Here is an 18,921-nt window from a genome sequence, read left to right as displayed (position 1 = left end):
CATGGTCGAATATTTAAAAGCTCATATCCGCCGTATTCGTTATATTACGGGCGTAGCATCGGTGATCTTGATGGTTCTTTCTGGAATCGCATTGGGTGCTAAAGGGTTGAATTTAGGTTTAGATTTTACTGGTGGTATGGTTACCGAAGTACAGGTCGACAACCAAATTAGTCATAATCAATTAGTTAAACTGTTAACGCCAGAACTCGGTGAGCGAGTCAGTGTGCGTCAGTCTAACGAAGAAGGTCGTTGGGTTATCAGTTATGCAATTCCACCACAAGGTGAAACTGCACCAAATATCCCTCAAATATTGTCTAAAGTATCGCATCAAGTTGATGTTGTTAGTACCAGCATGGTGGGATCTCAAGTTGGACAAGATCTCGTGGATCAAGGTGGCTTAGCTCTTTTGATCTCAATGTTGAGTATTCTTGCTTATTTGTGTTTCCGATTCGAGTGGCGTTTAGCAAGTGGCTCACTGTTGGCATTAGCACACGATGTGATTCTGGTACTTGGTTTTTTCGCTGCGACACAAATGGAGTTTAACTTAACGGTATTTGCAGCAATCTTGGCGATACTAGGTTATTCATTGAACGATTCTATCATCATCGCTGACCGTATTCGTGAATTGCTCGTGGCGAAACAACGTTGTTCCACACCGGAAATTAATGACCAAGCGGTAATTTCAACATTCTCCCGAACCATGGTGACATCAGGTACGACATTGCTGACGATTTCAGCATTATGGATTATGGGTGGGGATGCGTTACAAGGTTTCGCGGCAGCGATGTTCATTGGCGTATTATCAGGTACATGGTCATCAATTTCAATTGGTACCGTATTGCCAGAATGGTTACATTTGGAAGCTAAACACTATTTGCCTGTTGAGATAGACACTGCGCCTTAGGCCAGTGATAGTAATGATTTACATTGTAAAATGCGTAAGAAAAACAGCCTCGATATGAGGCTGTTTCTATGGTAAGTACATTATAAATTAGGCTAGGGCAACCAACTTAGCGACTACTTTGTTTATACCAGAAGCGGCTTGTGAAATAGTGCTGGCCAGCATATAAGCAGGGGTGGACAATACATTGTGTTGACTGTCGTAAACATACTCATCAACGGCACATTCAACGTGATCCCCTCCGAGTTGTTCAAATGCAGAAGCTGTCCCTTGATCGTTGCCTACGGTACCTTTAACGCCATCTTGGTAGATAAGTGGGATAATGGTAGGAGCAATGCACAGATAGGCAGCTGGTTTTCCAGCATCGGCAAACGCACGACAAGCAGTGGCGACGTGAGTATTAATACTGCATTGCGCCCCATTAATGGCAAAGTCAGTGAGGTTTTTTGCTGCGCCAAAACCACCGGGTAACAGCAGGCCATCGAAATCTTCAACCTTGAGTGTTGCGACATCCGAGATATTGCCACGTGCTATTCTGGCTGATTCTATTAGGACGTTGCGTGTTTCATTCATCTCTTCACCGGTGCGGTGATTGATAACATGATATTGGTTGATATCGGGAGCAAAGCAATGCCATGTCGCTCCATTTTGTTCAATCGCAAGCAGTGCTAATACTGATTCATGGATTTCTGCGCCATCAAAAACGCCAGAACCACTTAATATCACAGCAATTTTCTTCATGTGTTTTGTCCTTTTGAGATGAGTTGAATTCAAGCCTGTTTAAAGTTATACGTGGAAGTCGAGTGCGCTATCGTACTTGGCTTGATCTAAAGGTTCTGGCTTAGTTATCGGTTCTTGAAGTTGTGTGTCATCATCTTGTTGTTGGGCATCATTATCGTAGTATTTAACGACAAATGGCGTCAACATTACAGAAGATGGGAGGAATCGCTTCATAAAAAAGCTCCTTGATGAATGATGTTTCTGTCAAAAATTGTCCTACGGAACAGAAGTTAATAGCTTGTTCTAAATCATAACAATAGTGGTTTAGGTATAAGTCGTAGAATTGCTCAAATATCAGTGTAAACATGGATTAACAGAATAGTGTTAAGAAAGAAGAAAAGATTTTTGGAGAGACAAACAGAGAAAGATTGGGTTTGCTTTAATACAGAATCTCTCTAAAATCGCCTCGACCATATCGAGGAGAGAGTTATGAAGTACGATTGGATCCTATTTGATGCTGACGAAACCTTATTTCATTTTGATGCCTTAAAAGGTATGCAATTGATGTTTTCCCGTAAAGGAATAGATTTTACTGAACAAGATTTTGCACACTATCAAACCGTGAATAAGCCTTTGTGGGTGGACTATCAAAATGGTGACATAACCGCTGCGGATCTAAAGCATATCCGCTTTAAACAATGGGCGGAAAAACTAAATACTACAACATCAGAACTCAACTCTGCATTTTTAGATGCGATGGCTGAAATCTGCACTTTACTTCCTGGTGCAAAAGAGTTGATGGATGCGATTAATGGCCAAGCAAAAATGGGCATTATTACCAATGGTTTTGTTGATCTTCAAGCTATTCGCTTGGAACGTACAGGAATGACGGACTATTTTGATCATGTCATCATCTCAGAGGAAGTGGGGATCGCTAAGCCTGATGTGGGTATATTTCATCATGCTTTAGATAAAATGGGTATGCCATGTAAAACTCGAGTTTTGATGGTTGGTGATAACCCACATTCAGATATCCTTGGTGGCATCAATGTTGGTATTGATACCTGTTGGCTGAATGTAGATAACCATCCTCAAATTGACGGTATTAGCCCAAGCTATACCGTAACCTCGCTGAATGAGTTACAAAGCATCTTAATTGCTTAATGCTCTTCTTATAACGTATTGATCCCTTGTCAATATATCGAGCGAGATAGACGCGAAAGTGTGTTGTCTCGCTTGTTTCACTTTTTATCACTGCTAGCCAGTTCGCAGCGTCTCTTTCCCTTAGACATTTACCTCGCTAGATGATCACGATCTTGAATAATACCGACTCGATAGAATTATCGCTGTCTTAATACACGAAAAATCTAATCCTCAGGCGAGTAGTTTCATTTTATACAGGCTAGATTTAATTAAAGTGCGTTCGAGATATCATCTTATCCATTGATATTTTGGGGAGTTAATGAATATTATTATCGACTTAGGTAGTTATGAATTCCAGCCCATTCTTAATAGGATCAAAGATGGACATTAAGCAGTTAGCAAGCAAGGTCGTGTACCAAAATAAGTGGATGACAGTCCGAGAAGACAAAATTATACGCCCTAGTGGTGCTGAGGGAATTTATGGTGTTGTAGATAAGCCTGATTGTGCGGTAATTATTGCGATTGATGATGGTGTGATTCATTTAGTGCAACAATATCGCTATACCGTTCAGCAACGCTGTTGGGAGTTGCCTCAAGGAGCATGGGAATCCAATCCTGATGCGGACCACTGTGACTTAGCTAAAGGTGAACTACGAGAAGAGACTGGTCTTCTTGCTGAGAGAATGGAGTATGTTGGCCCTCAATTTATTGCTTATGGCTTTCTTAATCAAACATGTCACGTTTATCTTGCAACTCAATTGACCGCAGTTGAACGTCAACTAGATAGTGAAGAAGAGGATTTGATCACACGTTCATTCTCGCTTGAAGAATTCGAACGCATGTTAATTGAAGCCAAGATCAAAGATTGTGTGACTATAGCGGCTTATGGACTTGCGAAATTAAAAGGTATGCTTTGATTGTGATCTGGTTTGTTAGATCGCCGATAAAAGAGTGTTCGCTGAATTTTGACTATTACATGAGTTTCTTATAAATGCTACTTGACGGCATTAAGCAATAATTTGCGCTGAAATGATATCGTTTGGGACGATATTTTTATAATTTATACTTATATCTATATGAAAATTTACTCTAAACATGAGCTTCAGCTAGGAAACGTTTGTAGTACCTTTCATACTTTTAAGTGACTGAGGTCACATTGCTTTCAGTGCCCTGCATAACTTGAGCCAAATTTACAGTGTTTTATACTTTAAGGCCTATTATGCAACTATTTCGAAAATATTGAATAACTAGTGCAAGAAATTTTAAGTCATAAAGGTCTTTTGTTACGTACCATTTAGATATTCGAGCGAGGAATTACAGCTCGATTTTATAGGTAACAAAGGAGTTAGTTATGAGAAAAGCACTGTTATTACCATTACTATTAGTAAGTTCAGCCGCACTGGCCAGCGGTACTGGACACTTTCTAAATGCTTCAAACGCGACTGTATTCAGTGGTGCCCCAACCAATTCAAAACAAGCAGCATATGAAATGGGTTATGAAGCGATGAGCGATTTGAACTCACAATCTTCATGGGAGCTGAGTTCCTCGATGCCAACAGGTTTAGAGCGTGTTGATCCACATTCGTTTGAAATTTTAAATTCAAGAGTGACGGTCAGTGAATATCTCACCGATAATGGCCAATTGGTTTACCAACCAATGGTTCATGTCAGTTACATGTACAGAGTTTATGATCAAGATTGATCACCGTCTCGCTAGCATATAAAACAAAAACCCAAGCATTGCTTGGGTTTTTTATGATGTTTAATACATCAGATGAATCTACGCTTGAACAGATTCGTTTTCACATTCTTCTTTGCGGGCAGCAGCCAGCATCTTGCGAATGATAACTGAAGATGCAAACGCAATCGCCACCATAACAAATGCAAGTACTGTTAGGAGCATAAAGTAGTCACCGTAAACAGTTTGTACAATCTCTTGTGTTATGGCTTGACCTTTCTCAAGAGCAATAGAGGTCGAGAACACCGCACCGATAATGCCGCTCAATGCCATCGCTATATAAAATAAACTCACAGAGAAGTTTTCAATATGCTTTGGTGCCACAGAAAGAATAAAGGCAACCACTAGACTACCCACAATAACTTCAGCAAATGCTTGGAAGAAGTGAATAACAAAGAAGACTTCTGGACGAATAATGACATCCGCACCCACATTCATTACCGCAAAGGTCAAAATGCCGAACGCAATCGCAGTAAAAATAAAGGCGAAACCAATCTTAGTCGCAGTTGAAAACACAATGCCTTTCTTCTCTAAATGAGAGAAGAACACTGAAATGGCTGGACCAGCAACAATACACCAAAGTGGGTTCATTGCCATTGATGCTTCAGGAGCAATAGGAATGAAGCCAAACAGGTCACCACGCATGGTATTGATAGTCACCATTGTCATTGATGTCATCATTTGGCCATAGTAAACGAAGAAGCAAGTCGTAAGTACGGTCATGATGAGGATTGTCCCCATCTTTAATGCATCAGATTTACCGGACTTAAACATCAATGAGATGAAGTACAGAATAGCCGCTGAGCCAATGGCATAAACAATGTTCTGACCGATATCCATGTTTGAGAACATGAAGAACACAAGGCCAACCATGCCGATAGAAAGCGTAATGAAAGCGATCCAGTTCTTAGTTGAAACGGGTTTTTGGTCAATATCAGCAGCAACGCCCACTAGTTTTTTATTGAAGACAATTAATGTTACTAGAGCAAAAGAGGCCATAACGGCAGAAAGCATGAAGCTACCGTGAAAACCGATCACCAATACAAACATTGGGAATAGGTATTGACCAAGTAATGCGCCAATATTGTTTACCGAATAGTTAACTGGGTAGCCATTTTCAAAATCTTCTTCGCTCTTAAAGGTGCGTTTATAAAGACTTGGATACGCTGGAGACATCAGCCCTCGAGCATAACTAGCTAATGCGATACCAACCAAAGCCATAGGGATATTGGTAGTTGATGCACCAAAGACCAACAGCGCATAGCCAGTGGTAAATGCACCATAAGAGATCGTTAATGAACGATAAGCACCGAGGAATTTGTCAGCAATGAAGCCACCAGCAATGGCAAACAGGGGACCAATTGAAGAGAACGCACCGACAACCATCATGGTATCAGCTTCACTGTATCCTAAGTCTTCTAGGAAAAATCGGGTCAGAATGACCATTACGCCATAGAATGATAAACCAAACATCATTTGGCAGAACATCATCGACTTGTTGAGCTTATTCCACATAATCTTCTCTTTACTGACTTTAACATGGAAGTAACAACTGGAATTGTTACCTATGCTGGTGTTTAAAAAAGTCGGAGGATTATGGCAGAAATTTGATTTGATGCACGTTTTTTCCCCTGAAAATGACCATTTTTTATAATTCAGTGGATGCAAAACGTTTGCGTTGATGCTTCTTTGTTCTATTGGTTGTATAAAAAAGCAGCAATTGTGCGTATCTGTTCACTAGTATCTGAAACGTGACTTTAACGATTTAGTTACTCACAAGGTGGCGATAGATGGATTAGTGCTAACCCGCCTTGAGATGTTTCTCGATATTTTGCGTTCATATCTTTTCCGGTTCGATACATGGTGTCGATGACTTTATCCAGAGAGATAATACACTTGCTGGTGCGCTTTAAAGCCATTCGTGAAGCATTTATCGCCTTAATTGCGCCCATTGCATTTCGCTCAATACAAGGGACTTGTACAAGACCGCCAATAGGATCACATGTCATTCCAAGGGAATGTTCCATTGCGATTTCTGCAGCAATACAGATTTGTTCGTTACTGCCACCAAGTAATGCGGTTAACCCTGCTGCTGCCATTGATGACGAAACGCCTATTTCTCCTTGGCATCCCACTTCAGCCCCTGAAATCGAGGCATTGGTTTTATATAAGATTCCAATAGCTCCAGCGACGGCGAGAAAGTCGGTCAGGGGTTTTATTTCGAGAGGTTTGATGAATTTATGGTAATACATCAGTACCGCTGGAATGACGCCTGCAGCGCCATTGGTTGGTGATGTTACCACTTGTCCACCTGCTGCATTTTCTTCACTGATAGCAAAAGCGAATAGATTGACCCAATCCATGACAATGAAAGGATCACTGTCATGTGAGGGGGTGGCTTCAAGTTTTTTCAGTAATTGTGGCGCACGACGAGTAACGTTTAACCCTCCCTCTAATATTCCTTCGGTATTAAAACCTTGTTCCATACATTGATGCATGACATGCCATATTTTATTGGCTTTATCTTCTATCTTTGATTGAGTGATATGATGACGTTCGTTCTCAAGGACCAAGGTACCAATACTATAACCATGTTGATCCGCGAGCTTTAATAGCATATCAGCTGATTTGAAAGGGTAAGGGACTTCTCGATGGTTTTCGCCTAAACCTTGTTCAAGCTCTTTCGCCGTAGCGATGAATCCACCACCAATGGAATAGTAGGTTTCGAAAGCGAGGCAATGACCTTGTTGGTCAGTTGCGGTGATCGTCATACCATTTTCGTGAAGTGGCAAAGCTTCAGAGTGGAATATCATGTCTCTTTGGTAGTCAAATTCGATAATATGCTGGTTTGATAGCGGTATTTCGTTGTCTGCAAATAAGCGCTCAAGTGCCAGTTTAGCCTGTGCAATATCAATTACGTCAGGTGTATTACCCATAAGGCCGAGTAAAGCGGCTCTGTCGGTATGATGGCCTTTACCCGTTAAGGAAAGTGACCCATACAAATCTACATGAACTCGATGGATTTGGTTGATTTTGGATTCAATTAATTGAGTGAAATGAAACCCTGCTAGCATAGGGCCGTTGGTATGGGAGCTGGACGGGCCAACACCTATTTTAAAAATATCGAAGATCGACAGCATAACAATCACTCAAATTGCACGGTAAGGTCTCATTATTATAGTCAATCAGTTAGGGTGCTTTTGTAAATAACTAAGAATAAGGTCAATAGTGTGAAGTCACGGCTAAGTTCGATATCTTTTACAATCAACAATCAACAATCAACAATCAACAATTAACCATCAAACCAAGCTATTGAGGTCCCTTTGATTCAACAAATCGTCGTAGTTTTAGGTAAGCGCTTAGTCAATAGCCAACTCACCGCGGAGGGAGTGTCACGAGTCGAGATGCTGGCCGATGTCTTTGAACAATACGATCCCCAAACGACAGTGTTGGTATTTTGTGGTGGTATCACGACGGGTCAGGAGATGAGTGAAGCTGAGGTGATGTATGATTATTTTTCTCAGCATTTTCCGAAGTTAGTTGCATTGATGCCATCCCAACAGATAGTGCTGGAATCGACTTCCACTAATACCATCGAGAATATAGTCAATACGGCTCGAATATTGTGTGAATCTTCACTGTGTTTTTCTAATGAGCCAATCCGTATGACGTTAGTATCAAACGATTATCATTTGGAAAGGTTATTTGAAATTGAACATTCAATGAAAGGGCAGGGGCTTTTGAGTCGCATTTGTCATGAGTGCCAACGAGAAGGTTTGTTGATTTCTATGGAATACGCTGCTTCAGCACATCACTTGGCTAGTTATCCTTACCAGACGATACAGGGTAAGGTGTTTAAATACATTGATCGATTAACGATTTATCGTGTTTATCTAGAGGGCGCGTATTATGGCTCATTTGAACGACCTCTTGTTGAAGTTCACCACAAGCCCTTTTCGATAGCAAAACAGACTCTCCGAGATCTTAATCAAATGTCGTTGCCGAGCGAAATTGAACACAAGCTATCTGTGATTGCATCCGCAATTGCACAGACTCATCCTGACGAGGGTATGAGTGGCGTAACCCAATGGTTGCCACTCATGCATCAGCAATTAACGCAATTGAATCGCTTGGTCGATCCTGAAACTAATGGCGAATCATCGAATATTTGGTTTTAAAAGCACCAAGAGCGATAAGGCTATAGCTTAATAATTCGATCGCTTCTTCAGATATGTTTTTGACACCGCGGAGATAGTTATCTTGCATGACATGTTCCCAGAAACTGCTCATCCCATAAAGGCGACTAAAAACCAGTAACAACACGGTAGCACAAACCAACATGACCATACCTGGCTTTGCGAGAATTGTTGCCATTTCATTGACCGTATTCTTTCCACCGCGGTAAGCGTAAAAACAAGCCGATATCGCTACAATGATTGCAGGAATAACCCAAGAACCATGCGCTACAACATCCAGCCATACGTCCATTTCACGAATGAACAGCACAAGGAAAAAACCACCAATAAGGATTGCAGCATGGCGGACTTGCTTTATTTTTTGAGCAAGGGAGAAAAAGTTGTAAGTGGTCGCCAGCAGCATAATAGCTTGAAGCGTTTCAGTGAGTGATGTTTCACCCAGATCTCGATGAAGAATAAGGACATCAACGCGTAATGAGATAATCACCAACAAACTGATCGCTAAGACACATAATATGTTTAGGCTTTGTCTATAGATGATTCTCTTAGTTCGAGGTGTGATTTCGTCTTGTTTGTCCATGGTAAGATCAGTGTAGATCGATGTTTGAGGTTTCACCATTGTCACCATTCACTGGGTTGGATTTATGTAAGACGGCATATTCTAAAACTCAGAGAATGGTGATTGTCATAGAAGTGTAATAATAAAACGGTGTGCAATTAAGCAGCTGACTTGTATGAAGAAACTAACTAGTCTAATAGACCGTGGGTCTATTAGTTGGCTATGGCTTAGTTGCTATGCCTTAGTTGGTCTAGTAAGTAGTGTCGTTATTTTGGTGGTTATTTCGATAGTATTCCCACTGTTCAATACGCTCTTGTTCAGGAAGCAGACAGTAGGTTACGCGCTGTGCGTTTTCATCTATCGTTTCCAATTTGCCTCCTTGCTGTACGCAATAAACAGAGGCAGGATTGGATATCGAGGTATATTCTTGTTTCTCGTAACGTTCCATCGTGTCAGCGCAGCCAAATAGTAACGAAACCGAGCCTAATGCTATCAGTAATTGTCCGCTTTTCATTCTAAACCTCCATATTTTCTTTCGGTATAGTAACCATTTGGTATGGCCACCTTGCGGTATAGGAATAGAATAGCTGACTTTCTGAAATTTTCCGTTTTTAGAGTGGCATAACGCGATTTCGACCGAGTTGTTTTGCTTCATAAAGCAGTGAGTCTGCACGATCTAGAACATCATTAAGCGTATCGCCCTCTCTAAATTCAGCAACACCGAAAGAAGCCGTAATATTGCCCACTTGTTCACCACTACGACGATCTTTAATTGAGAGCTTTTCAATGGCACGACGTAAACTGTCAGCAAATTGGCGGGCAATACGAATATTTCGATTTGGGATCACAATGGCGAACTCTTCTCCACCAATACGATAAGCAGTACACCCCTCTCGGCAGCTATTCATTAAGCGTCGAGCTAGCCCTTTGATAATCGAATCACCAAATAAATGACCATAAGTGTCATTGTAAGATTTGAAATGATCAATATCTGCAATAATCAAACAGAAAGCCTGATTACTTCGACACAGCGTATTAACGTCTGCATCAAATGAGCGGCGGTTGTATAGGCCGGAAAGGCTATCGAAGAGCGCGTCTTTTTGTACGTCGGCTAATTCGGATTTAAGTTTGCCTATTTCATCGCTGGCTTTAGTTAACTGATTAGTCAAAAATTGGGTTGAATGACGAATTTCTCGTGATTCTGATACCAGTTGACGAACGACGCCCATCACATCATCCAGTGACATTGTCTCACCTTCAACACGTTCTAAAGAATCAAAGGTTTTGTCGATCATGGCAGAGAATTTTGAGGTACCGGTAATAGTATCGCTCATCGAATTGGCGACTTCATTAACCAAAACTTCGACACTGGCTTTTAATTCGCTCAGTTTGGTTTCATTTCGGCTAGCAAGGTGTGTGTTGTAGAGTTGGTCACTGGCACTTGGTGGACAAATACCATAACTGTTGATAACGCCATCAAGCTCTTTATTAAGCTTAGGAATAGTATTGTCAACATAGGTATACCAAAGAGCGTAGTTAGCAGGAGTCGCTGCAACGTGATTCTTCATCATCAATGGGACGGCTTTTTTTAGGTTAGCCGTCGACTTTTTAAAATCATCGTCTGTCATGTTTACGATAAACTTCACTGGGTAACAAAGTATGATTAAGTGAATAAAATCAAGTTCACACAATGGCATTATTATTAATACCATTAACCTAATCCAAAAGAATGCTTAACGTATAGCTAAAATGAATCTTTGAATTTAGTTTTGTGATCGTTACCCATAAGTCATAGAGGGATCAAACATCTGATTTAGTCGTTATTAAATAGATGTGCCTGATCATTGGCTGTTATTGCATTGTATTATTGAGGGGCGTGGTGTCTGAGAGTTGTTTTGCTCCTCTCAACATCGCTTTGATCAAATCCCCCGCATTGAATTTTTCAAGTGCTTCATGTGCCCCAACTTGTTGTGCTCGGTTTACGCAAATTTCACTCGATAGAGACGTGTGTAGAATGATGTAAGCATGACGTAAAGTACTGTCGCTTTGAGTTTCAAAGGCCAATTCGTAACCGTCTAATCCGGGCATTTCGATATCGCTGACTAAAATATCAATTGGCCGGCCAAGCTGCGCTTCCTCTCTTAGAACTTGTAAAGCTTCAATACCATTGTTGCGCATCTGGAAACTGATACTTGTGCTGTGCAATGCGTCCGCTAATTGTTTACGCGCAATACTTGAATCATCAACCACCAAAATGTTGAGAGCTTTGAGTCGTTCACGTTCTACGTCGGTCAGAATTGGGATATTGGCGGAATCGTTGGATGGATAAATTTTAGAAAGAAGTAGCTCAACATCCAGCATCTGAATGATTCTTTCTTCGTAACGTGTAATTCCAGTCACGAAAACATTACTGCCAGCCGATTTAGGTGAGGGTTCAATTGTTTTCCAATCACACTCAATAATTTTCTCAATGCTTCGCACCATAAAAGCGACAACGGTTCTAAGGCAGTCTGTCACGATAAGAAAACAAGAGTCGAATTCTTCTTTTTGTATCGGGCGAAAGCCAATGGCAGCAGGCATATCGATTACCGGAACTGTGAGACCTCGAATTGAGACGGTACCAATAACATGTGGATGAGAGTAAGGAATTTGTGTCGTCGGTGAATAAGGAACAATCTCTCTTACTTTTAAGGTTCCGATAGCAAAGCTATGCTGGTTCATGTTTAGTTTAAATAACAACATGCCTTGAGACTGATTCGCTTTATTCATTTTCGGCATACTAGTTCCTAAGTACTGCAAGGGAGAACATTGCATAGTAACGTTTCAATAACATAATTCAGTGAGGTTGATCTAAAATTTGTTTAAACAAGATGGCATTTTAATCGGATAGAAAAGGATTGATGAAGATCTCAAAAATTTTGCTACAATCCCACGATTAGTAAGACGATACCATTAAGAGAATTCATCATGGCAAACACCGCAGCAGCACTTCATATTTTGGTGAAGCATAAAGAGCAAGCTGAAGACATTATCAAACAGCTAAAAAAAGGCGCGAAATTTCAAGTTTTAGCAAAGAAATATTCAAGCTGTCCATCAGGTAAAAATGGTGGTGATTTGGGTGAGTTTCGTAAAGGCCAAATGGTGCCACAATTTGATAAAGTATGTTTTACAGGTGAAACACTTGTTCCGCACTTGGTGAAAACTAAATTTGGATGGCATGTTGTAAAAGTGTTGTACCGCACATAGGCGGAATTCTCGAGAATTTTATTAAGCCCTCGCAAGTTGCGGGGGCTTTTTTATATTCTTAAAACAATGGATTACACGGCTAAAGCTGTAATATGAGCTTAAGGTTGTTCGGCATAAAAAGCAGCGACGTCTTTTAAGTCTTGATCGTCAAGTTGTCTTAATTGCGCTGCCATCATTTGTGCAAGAGGAGTTGTACGAGTGCCTTGTTGGTAATCTTTCATTGCTTGGTACAGATAAGGCGCATTTTGGCCATTTAAGTTAGGATAACTAGAGTTAGCCGCAATACCCGTTTGTCCATGACAGAAAACACAACTTGGTGATTTTATTTTTCCTAATTTAGCATCACCAAAACTTGATGCTGATACAGTAGAAGAGGCTAGGACGGTAAATAATAGCGTGTAAAACGTTCGGATGAGCATGATCTAATAATAGAAAATTGAAGAAATTTATGCTGTCAGGATAAGGCTTACCCTAGGGGGAAGCTCAAGACATTTATTTGGGGGTATTTTACTTTTGAAAATAGGTATAAGAATCCCGGTTCAAAGCGATTTCTAAACCGGGAAAGAAGAGCGTTTTAAGCAACAAATTCGTTAATTTTCGCTAGAAGTGTGGTGATTGCGTTGGCATCAACGTCTTTATGAGTAACAAAACGTAGCGGATTTCCTGGTGTAATCGTAATACCGTCTTGTGCTAACTTACTAGCGAGTTGTTGAGTATCAATATCATCATCAACTTTAACGAAAACGATATTGGTTTGAACAAATTCAGCATTAACATGGAAACCGTCGATTTGACTTAGCCCCTCAGCCAGTGTTTTTGCATTGGCGTGATCAACACTCAGTTGAGCGACTTGTTCTGTCAGTGCGAGTTTTCCTGCGGCGGCAAGAATCCCAGCTTGACGCATACCACCACCAAGCATCTTTCGAATGCGGCGTGCGCGATCAATGAAAGCTTTGTCACCGAGTAGTAGTGAGCCGATTGGTGCAGATAGACCTTTTGATAAACATACCGTCATTGAGTCGAAATGTTTGGCAATTTCGATAACATCAACGTTAAGTGCAACCGCTGCATTATAGACTCGAGCACCATCTAGGTGTAATTGCAGGCCGTGGGTGTCTACAAACTGACGAGCTTGCGCTAGGTAATCGAGAGGGAGAACCTTACCATTGATGGTGTTTTCCAAACTGAGTAATCGCGTGCGAGCAAAGTGAGAATCGTCCGGTTTAATTGCCGCTTTTAGCTTATCAAAATCCAATGTGCCGTCAGGGTTATTTTCTATCGGCTGAGGCTGAATTGAGCCAAGAACAGCCGCTCCGCCTGCTTCATAGCGATAGTTGTGCGCTTGCTGGCCACATAAGTACTCGTCGCCACGCTGACAATGGGCCATTAAGCCTAATAAATTGGCTTGAGTTCCTGAAGTAGTAAAAAGTGCAGCTTCAAAGCCATGTCGCTGAGCAGCCCACTGCTCTAAATCATTGACCGTCGGGTCATCCCCATAGACATCATCCCCAACAATAGCGTCAGCCATCGCAGTACGCATAGCTTGGGTAGGTTTTGTGACCGTATCAGAGCGAAAATCCATAAATTAAATTCCTACTTATATGTATCCACATAGTTTGGCTTTGCTTAAGCAAGCGATTGTTTTAGCGTCACTAATTTCACCAGTAATGATGAGTTGTTCTAGTTGATGGATGGTCAAAGTAACCACTTCAATAATTTCATCATCATCGCAAGTATATCGTGATGGTCGGGTTAAGTCTTTTGCAACAAACAAGTATTGAATTTCATCACAAAAGCCCGCTAAGGGGGTGACTTGTCCTAGTGAAATCATTTCATGTGCAAAATACCCAGTCTCTTCCTCTAGCTCACGTTGCGCGCAATGTTCAATCGCTTCATCGTGCTCAATGGTGCCAGCAGGGAGTTCTAGTAACCACTTTTTTAGTGATGGGCGATATTGATTAATGAGAATGACGTTACCGTCTTGGTCGATCGGTAATATTACGGCAGCACCGGGATGAGCAATGGTGGTATGAATAATTTCTTTACCATTTGGAAGTTGAATTGTCTCCTCGACTAGCGAGATACGTTTCCATGTGTGCAGCACTTTTGATGCGGGTTTATTAGTCATTGTTGGCAACTGTAGGGGGTAAGCTTTCGATACATTAACGACAATCTTACCGGATTTAAAGTGAGAATCTCTGGTACATAATACGAATTGAATATCATATCAGTGATGTAGATCTCAAAATTGTAAACAGTGATTGCGGTCGATGATCACAAAAGCGCTTCTGTTATAAAGAAATATCGTTTATTGTGAATGTTAATGTAACAAATTGATAACAAAGCAGTAAGGTTGCCGTTATATTTAAATTTGATTCAAAAAGAAGGAGAACAGCAATGATCAACCCAACTCAGGTTCCTCATGCAAATCGAGCGTTGCTGTCGGAGCGGATCAATAAGCTCGCAAAAGCACTATCTGATGGCGTTTATGAACGTGAAGACACAATAAAGCTCTGTTTATTAGCCGCTCTTTCTGGAGAGAGTGTGTTTTTACTCGGCCCTCCAGGTATTGCGAAAAGTTTAATCGCTAAACGTTTGATTCAAGCATTCGATAATTCTTCTTACTTTGAATATCTAATGACGCGCTTTTCTACTCCAGAAGAGGTGTTTGGTCCGCTCAGTATCCAAGAGCTTAAAGATAATGGTCGCTATTTACGTTTGACCGACGGTTATCTACCCACAGCGCAGGTTGTTTTCCTCGATGAAATTTGGAAAGCGGGTCCGGCAATACTGAATACACTACTCACCGTTGTAAACGAAAAAACCTTTAAAAATGGCAGTGAGATAGAACGTGTTCCAATGCGGTTATTGGTTTCTGCCTCTAATGAACTTCCGGATGAAGATAGTGGCTTAGAAGCACTGTATGACCGAATGCTTGTTCGTGTATTCGTCAACCGCATTCAAAATAAACAGAATTTTAAATCCATGTTGACTGTGGGCACGCCTCAAGAAGCCCAAATTCCTCCAGGCTTGGCGATCACCGATGCAGAATATCATCAATGGCAAGCTGAATTAGAAACACTCACTTTATCGGATTCGGTATTTGAAAAACTCTATGAGCTTAAGAGTTTGTTAGAAGAAAAAGCAAAAAGTGCGAGTTCTGCTTCTATTGATAGTGACTTATATGTATCAGATCGACGCTGGAAAAAGGCGGTTAGATTACTTAAAGCGAGTGCGTTTTTCAGTGGTCGCGATGAAATTAATCCACTTGATCTATTGCTGCTACAAGATTGCTTATGGAACACACCTGAAACGCGAGATATTGTTCGAGCCGTGATCCATGAGTTTGCTTTGCAGCATGCTTTTGATCAGCAAGAAGTTGAACAGCAAATTTTGTTATGCCGTGAAGAGCTGAGTGATATCCAAGATGAACTCGAAGCTGAGTTTGGAATGGAACTTGCCATGGAATCTTCGACTGGGCTAATTAAGAAACACGTCCACCACTATGATAGTTCTGATGCCAAGATTTATCGTGTAGGTAATGCGAGTGATCTGGTTAAGTTAGTGCTGCTTCAAAGCAATATGTCCGTTTCTGAATCGGAGAAAGGGGATAGCCGATGGGTGTATGTCGCTCGTCATGATCTTGAGAATGTGATTAAAGAGGGTAAGGGAGACGTTTATGGTTATGTAAACCAAAACACTAATTTGTGCCGCTTACGTTTTGAACTCGATGCAGGTAATCACCTCGTTGTAAAAGATATTGCTAATCGAGCTGTGCTGGTGGCGTTGGTGACAAGACGTGGTCTCGATAATAATTTGTATCAAGAGTGGTCGAAAAAAGCCGATCAAGCGATGGTGCAATTTGAACACGCAGAACATCATCTACGAAAAGTACGCTCGAACTTCCATGGTGCGTTACCCCATAACTTTGTCGATCCTGAATTACCACGCGCAATGGAGAGCAGCCTGCAGAAGTTGCAACAAACGCTAGATTCGGTGCGTACCGAATGTGAACGGACGATTTTTCGTTTCAAGAATCTTGAGCAGTATTTTTCATAGGAGGTCGCCATGTTAGGTGCAGATGGTTTGAACTTAGCCTTAATGATTGCAGATTCTGGCATTATAGATTCGGCGATGAATGATTTGGTTGCTCGTTCTCAAGTGATGGCGATGGCAGAAAATCGAGGTATTAAAAATACGGTCAAAAACCACTTGGTTAAATGGCGTGGTGGGGTAAAAAAACGCATCACGAAAGTGTGCGAAACCGATCGCTTCCACCAAGAGCTTGCGCTTTATCAAGAGGTGATTTATTGGGATGAAAGCCAGTTCTTCTCCGAAATTCAAACTGTGGTTAAAAAGCTCGAATGGCATTCTGCTTTTTATATGCAAGCGCGACGTCTACTTGAAAAAAACAAAGGGGTGAATAACCCTATGTTTCCTCATTATTTTTGCGACCAGTGGTATCAAAGTCTTTGTGAAGCGATTCGCCAAGCACAGTTGACAGAGCTGGAAGCGAATAAAGAAAAAGTTCTCAAAGACCTTTATCAGCGTATGGAAACCATGAAGAACATGGATAAAATCACAACAGAGGGAGATGAGGAGAGTGTAGGGCGATTATGGGACATGGCTTCGGCTAAACTGAGTAAAACCGATCTCACTGTCATGAAACGTCATGCTGAGCTGTTACAAAAACATAAAGGCTTACAGGAGATTGCTGAGAAGTTAGGTCGGATGGCAAGCGATGTAAATGATCCTGACTTGAATAAAGCGCCAACGGAAGAGTTACAAATGGTTGAGGAGAAATCGGATGAAGCCACTGACGATATTGTCGGTATTCATGAAAGTGATGACCTCAACAAACTGCTCCCAAATGAAACCATGTTTCTGGCTTATCCAGAATTGGAAGTAGTGTTTTACAAACACTTGGCGGATAAACGTCTAATGAACTATCGCGTCCAAGGAAAGTCACGAACCTTAAGAAAAGTAAAAGCCCATAAGCCCGATAATGCACAGGTCGACATTGAAAAGGGGCCATTTATTGTTTGTATTGATGCATCAGGCTCAATGTCCGGTTTTCCCGAACAGTGTGCTAAAGCGATGGCATATGCATTAATGCAGATAGCCTTAGCTGAAGATCGTGAATGTTACGTGATCTTATTTTCGACAGAGCAGATTACCTACGAGCTAACTCGACAAGATGGTTTGCGAGAAGCGAGCGATTTTCTTAGTTATTCTTTCCATGGTGGTACGGATTTAGAACCCGTATTGATGAAATCGATAGAGTTAATGAGCTCAGGGACTTATAAAAACGCAGACATGGTTGTGGTTTCCGATTTTATAGCGCCAAAACAATCAGAAGAGATGCTGACGAAAGTGGAGAGCTTAAAACAGAACAAAAACCGTTTTCACGCGATTAGCTTATCAAAGTATGGTAATCCTGAATTAATGTCGATGTTTGATCATTGTTGGTCTTATCACCCGACATTGGTCGGACGAATGATGAGAAAGTGGTGAATGTGAGTGATTTTCAAGGGTTGCGTTGGCGGCGATGCATTCCACAAGATAGAGTTTGAGTTAGAGTAGAAATTAAGCCAAGTGCTCGAACGTTACTCTAAGTGACGTAATAGTCAGCAAGTAGTGCGTTAGATCACAAAATTTGTTTGACACTTTGATGTCAATCCGTAAAGTGTGCGGCGGACGCAGCGGTGGGTAATCGAACGCGTTTAGAGAGTAAGGCGCCTTGGCAGAGTGGCTATGCAGCGGATTGCAAATCCGTGGACCTCGGTTCGACTCCGGGAGGCGCCTCCATTCTCGACTTTTCTAAATATTCTCATCTATGCTTATCTCGTTTTTCCATTTTGATTCTTAATATTTTATCCTGATTTTCTATATATCCCTTATTGCAATATCCCCAATACTTGTCTTTATTTAAGCTCCTAAGCACAGTGCTATTTTCTCTCTTTGCTGGGCATTTATCGTTATCCCTCACGATTCATTGTTATGTATTGGTGAGTGACGTCATACTCTCAATAAGATAGGGTGACGTTCTGACCGTTCGAGGATATTCATTTGAAAAGGCCTTTTTTTGTCGCTAGTTGTTGTGGCTAACACACAATGTATTGATGTCGCTGGTGGAATAATCTCTTTGAAAACAAAAACAAAGTTGATGCAATAGTGATCATCTTGCTGTTTCTTTCTTCTCTGGTGCGGGTAAAGTGAGCAGTCAGAACAGTTCGGCACATTTTTTGTTGACCTAGCCACTCAATAGGTTAAAGTACGTCTCGTTCCCAAGGCAAAAGCCAAAAGGAACGGTGGTGTCTTCATCGCAATTGCGTTGCCCTGGTGGTGGAATTGGTAGACACAAGGGATTTAAAATCCCTCGGCGTTCGCGCTGTGCCGGTTCAAGTCCGGCCCGGGG

General features: G+C 41.3%; 19 protein-coding genes and 1 tRNA gene. 9 read left to right on the top strand and 11 right to left on the bottom strand.

The genetic code is table 11. The annotated features are described in order from the left end of the window. The first annotated feature begins 1 nt into the window (after nucleotide 1). Nucleotides 2-904 carry a protein translocase subunit SecF gene (secF, locus tag DZ860_RS10590; protein ID WP_120031033.1) on the top strand — a complete coding sequence of 301 codons (903 nt, stop codon included), beginning with the start codon at nucleotides 2-4 and terminating at the stop codon, nucleotides 902-904. An 87-nt stretch (nucleotides 905-991) separates the two neighbouring features. On the opposite strand, the gene elbB is transcribed toward secF, so the two are convergent. Continuing rightward, a complete protein-coding gene (gene elbB, locus DZ860_RS10585; RefSeq protein ID WP_120031031.1) occupies nucleotides 992-1,642 on the bottom strand; it encodes an isoprenoid biosynthesis glyoxalase ElbB in 651 nt (216 codons plus the stop codon). A gap of 45 nt (nucleotides 1,643-1,687) precedes the next feature. Next, nucleotides 1,688-1,855: a hypothetical protein gene (locus DZ860_RS24415; protein ID WP_165862886.1), complete on the bottom strand. Its 168-nt coding sequence runs from the start codon at nucleotides 1,853-1,855 to the stop codon at nucleotides 1,688-1,690. Between the two features lie 255 nt (nucleotides 1,856-2,110). Between DZ860_RS24415 and yjjG the strand changes: the two genes are divergently transcribed. The 3 genes from yjjG (at nucleotide 2,111) to DZ860_RS10570 (ending at nucleotide 4,466) form a co-directional block, all read left to right on the top strand. After that, the gene (gene yjjG / locus DZ860_RS10580; protein ID WP_120031029.1) at nucleotides 2,111-2,785 is read left to right on the top strand and encodes a pyrimidine 5'-nucleotidase; all 675 of its coding nucleotides are present in this window, start codon (nucleotides 2,111-2,113) and stop codon (nucleotides 2,783-2,785) included. A gap of 359 nt (nucleotides 2,786-3,144) precedes the next feature. Then, nucleotides 3,145-3,681, top strand: coding sequence for an NUDIX domain-containing protein (locus DZ860_RS10575; RefSeq protein ID WP_120031027.1), 537 nt, complete (start codon nucleotides 3,145-3,147; stop codon nucleotides 3,679-3,681). A 434-nt stretch (nucleotides 3,682-4,115) separates the two neighbouring features. Further along, complete coding sequence (locus DZ860_RS10570) at nucleotides 4,116-4,466, top strand: DUF3316 domain-containing protein (protein ID WP_120031025.1); 351 nt, start codon at nucleotides 4,116-4,118, stop codon at nucleotides 4,464-4,466. Between the two features lie 78 nt (nucleotides 4,467-4,544). Here the strand turns inward: DZ860_RS10570 and DZ860_RS10565 are convergent, their stop codons facing one another. Next, a complete protein-coding gene (locus DZ860_RS10565; protein ID WP_120031023.1) occupies nucleotides 4,545-6,017 on the bottom strand; it encodes a peptide MFS transporter in 1,473 nt (490 codons plus the stop codon). A gap of 254 nt (nucleotides 6,018-6,271) precedes the next feature. Next, a complete protein-coding gene (locus tag DZ860_RS10560) occupies nucleotides 6,272-7,642 on the bottom strand; it encodes an L-serine ammonia-lyase (RefSeq protein WP_120031021.1) in 1,371 nt (456 codons plus the stop codon). A 183-nt stretch (nucleotides 7,643-7,825) separates the two neighbouring features. Here DZ860_RS10560 and DZ860_RS10555 point away from each other — a divergent pair, with 183 nt between their 5' ends. Further along, nucleotides 7,826-8,680 (top strand): YdcF family protein, encoded by an 855-nt coding sequence (locus tag DZ860_RS10555; protein WP_165862885.1) that lies wholly within the window; start codon nucleotides 7,826-7,828, stop codon nucleotides 8,678-8,680. On the opposite strand, the gene DZ860_RS10550 is transcribed toward DZ860_RS10555, so the two are convergent. The 4 genes from DZ860_RS10550 to DZ860_RS10535 all read right to left on the bottom strand — a co-directional run bounded on the left by DZ860_RS10550 (nucleotide 8,649) and on the right by DZ860_RS10535 (nucleotide 12,035). Beyond that, nucleotides 8,649-9,317 (bottom strand): hypothetical protein, encoded by a 669-nt coding sequence (locus tag DZ860_RS10550; RefSeq protein WP_120031017.1) that lies wholly within the window; start codon nucleotides 9,315-9,317, stop codon nucleotides 8,649-8,651. The two genes, DZ860_RS10555 and DZ860_RS10550, sit on opposite strands and share 32 nt — an antisense overlap. Before the next feature lie 190 nt (nucleotides 9,318-9,507). Then, nucleotides 9,508-9,771: a putative hemolysin gene (locus DZ860_RS10545; protein WP_120031015.1), complete on the bottom strand. Its 264-nt coding sequence runs from the start codon at nucleotides 9,769-9,771 to the stop codon at nucleotides 9,508-9,510. A 97-nt stretch (nucleotides 9,772-9,868) separates the two neighbouring features. Continuing rightward, nucleotides 9,869-10,885 (bottom strand): GGDEF domain-containing protein, encoded by a 1,017-nt coding sequence (locus tag DZ860_RS10540; protein WP_120031283.1) that lies wholly within the window; start codon nucleotides 10,883-10,885, stop codon nucleotides 9,869-9,871. Nucleotides 10,886-11,108: 223 nt separating this feature from the next. Continuing rightward, the gene (locus tag DZ860_RS10535) at nucleotides 11,109-12,035 is read right to left on the bottom strand and encodes a chemotaxis protein (RefSeq protein WP_120031013.1); all 927 of its coding nucleotides are present in this window, start codon (nucleotides 12,033-12,035) and stop codon (nucleotides 11,109-11,111) included. 189 nt (nucleotides 12,036-12,224) lie between these two features. On the opposite strand from DZ860_RS10535, the gene DZ860_RS10530 reads away from it, so the two are divergent. Next, nucleotides 12,225-12,503: a peptidylprolyl isomerase gene (locus DZ860_RS10530; RefSeq protein WP_120031011.1), complete on the top strand. Its 279-nt coding sequence runs from the start codon at nucleotides 12,225-12,227 to the stop codon at nucleotides 12,501-12,503. 98 nt (nucleotides 12,504-12,601) lie between these two features. Here the strand turns inward: DZ860_RS10530 and DZ860_RS10525 are convergent, their stop codons facing one another. The 3 genes from DZ860_RS10525 to DZ860_RS10515 all read right to left on the bottom strand — a co-directional run bounded on the left by DZ860_RS10525 (nucleotide 12,602) and on the right by DZ860_RS10515 (nucleotide 14,631). Continuing rightward, nucleotides 12,602-12,922 (bottom strand): c-type cytochrome, encoded by a 321-nt coding sequence (locus DZ860_RS10525; RefSeq protein WP_120031009.1) that lies wholly within the window; start codon nucleotides 12,920-12,922, stop codon nucleotides 12,602-12,604. A gap of 155 nt (nucleotides 12,923-13,077) precedes the next feature. Further along, nucleotides 13,078-14,085: a low-specificity L-threonine aldolase gene (gene ltaE, locus DZ860_RS10520; RefSeq protein ID WP_120031007.1), complete on the bottom strand. Its 1,008-nt coding sequence runs from the start codon at nucleotides 14,083-14,085 to the stop codon at nucleotides 13,078-13,080. Between the two features lie 15 nt (nucleotides 14,086-14,100). After that, the gene (locus tag DZ860_RS10515; protein ID WP_120031005.1) at nucleotides 14,101-14,631 is read right to left on the bottom strand and encodes an NUDIX hydrolase; all 531 of its coding nucleotides are present in this window, start codon (nucleotides 14,629-14,631) and stop codon (nucleotides 14,101-14,103) included. A gap of 269 nt (nucleotides 14,632-14,900) precedes the next feature. Here DZ860_RS10515 and DZ860_RS10510 point away from each other — a divergent pair, with 269 nt between their 5' ends. The 3 genes from DZ860_RS10510 (at nucleotide 14,901) to DZ860_RS10500 (ending at nucleotide 18,311) form a co-directional block, all read left to right on the top strand. Next, nucleotides 14,901-16,562 carry an ATPase RavA domain-containing protein gene (locus DZ860_RS10510; protein WP_120031004.1) on the top strand — a complete coding sequence of 554 codons (1,662 nt, stop codon included), beginning with the start codon at nucleotides 14,901-14,903 and terminating at the stop codon, nucleotides 16,560-16,562. Nucleotides 16,563-16,571: 9 nt separating this feature from the next. Further along, entirely contained in the window at nucleotides 16,572-18,017 is a 1,446-nt protein-coding gene (gene viaA / locus DZ860_RS10505) for an ATPase RavA stimulator ViaA (RefSeq protein WP_120031002.1), read from the top strand. 220 nt (nucleotides 18,018-18,237) lie between these two features. Beyond that, a tRNA-Cys gene (locus tag DZ860_RS10500) sits at nucleotides 18,238-18,311 on the top strand. Nucleotides 18,312-18,921: the final 610 nt, after the last annotated feature.

The organism is Vibrio sinensis (assembly GCF_003605645.1).
Classification (GTDB): Bacteria; Pseudomonadota; Gammaproteobacteria; order Enterobacterales; family Vibrionaceae; genus Vibrio; species Vibrio sinensis.
Note: the sequence above shows the minus strand (reverse complement) of the source record. Positions and strands in the feature narration are given on the sequence as shown.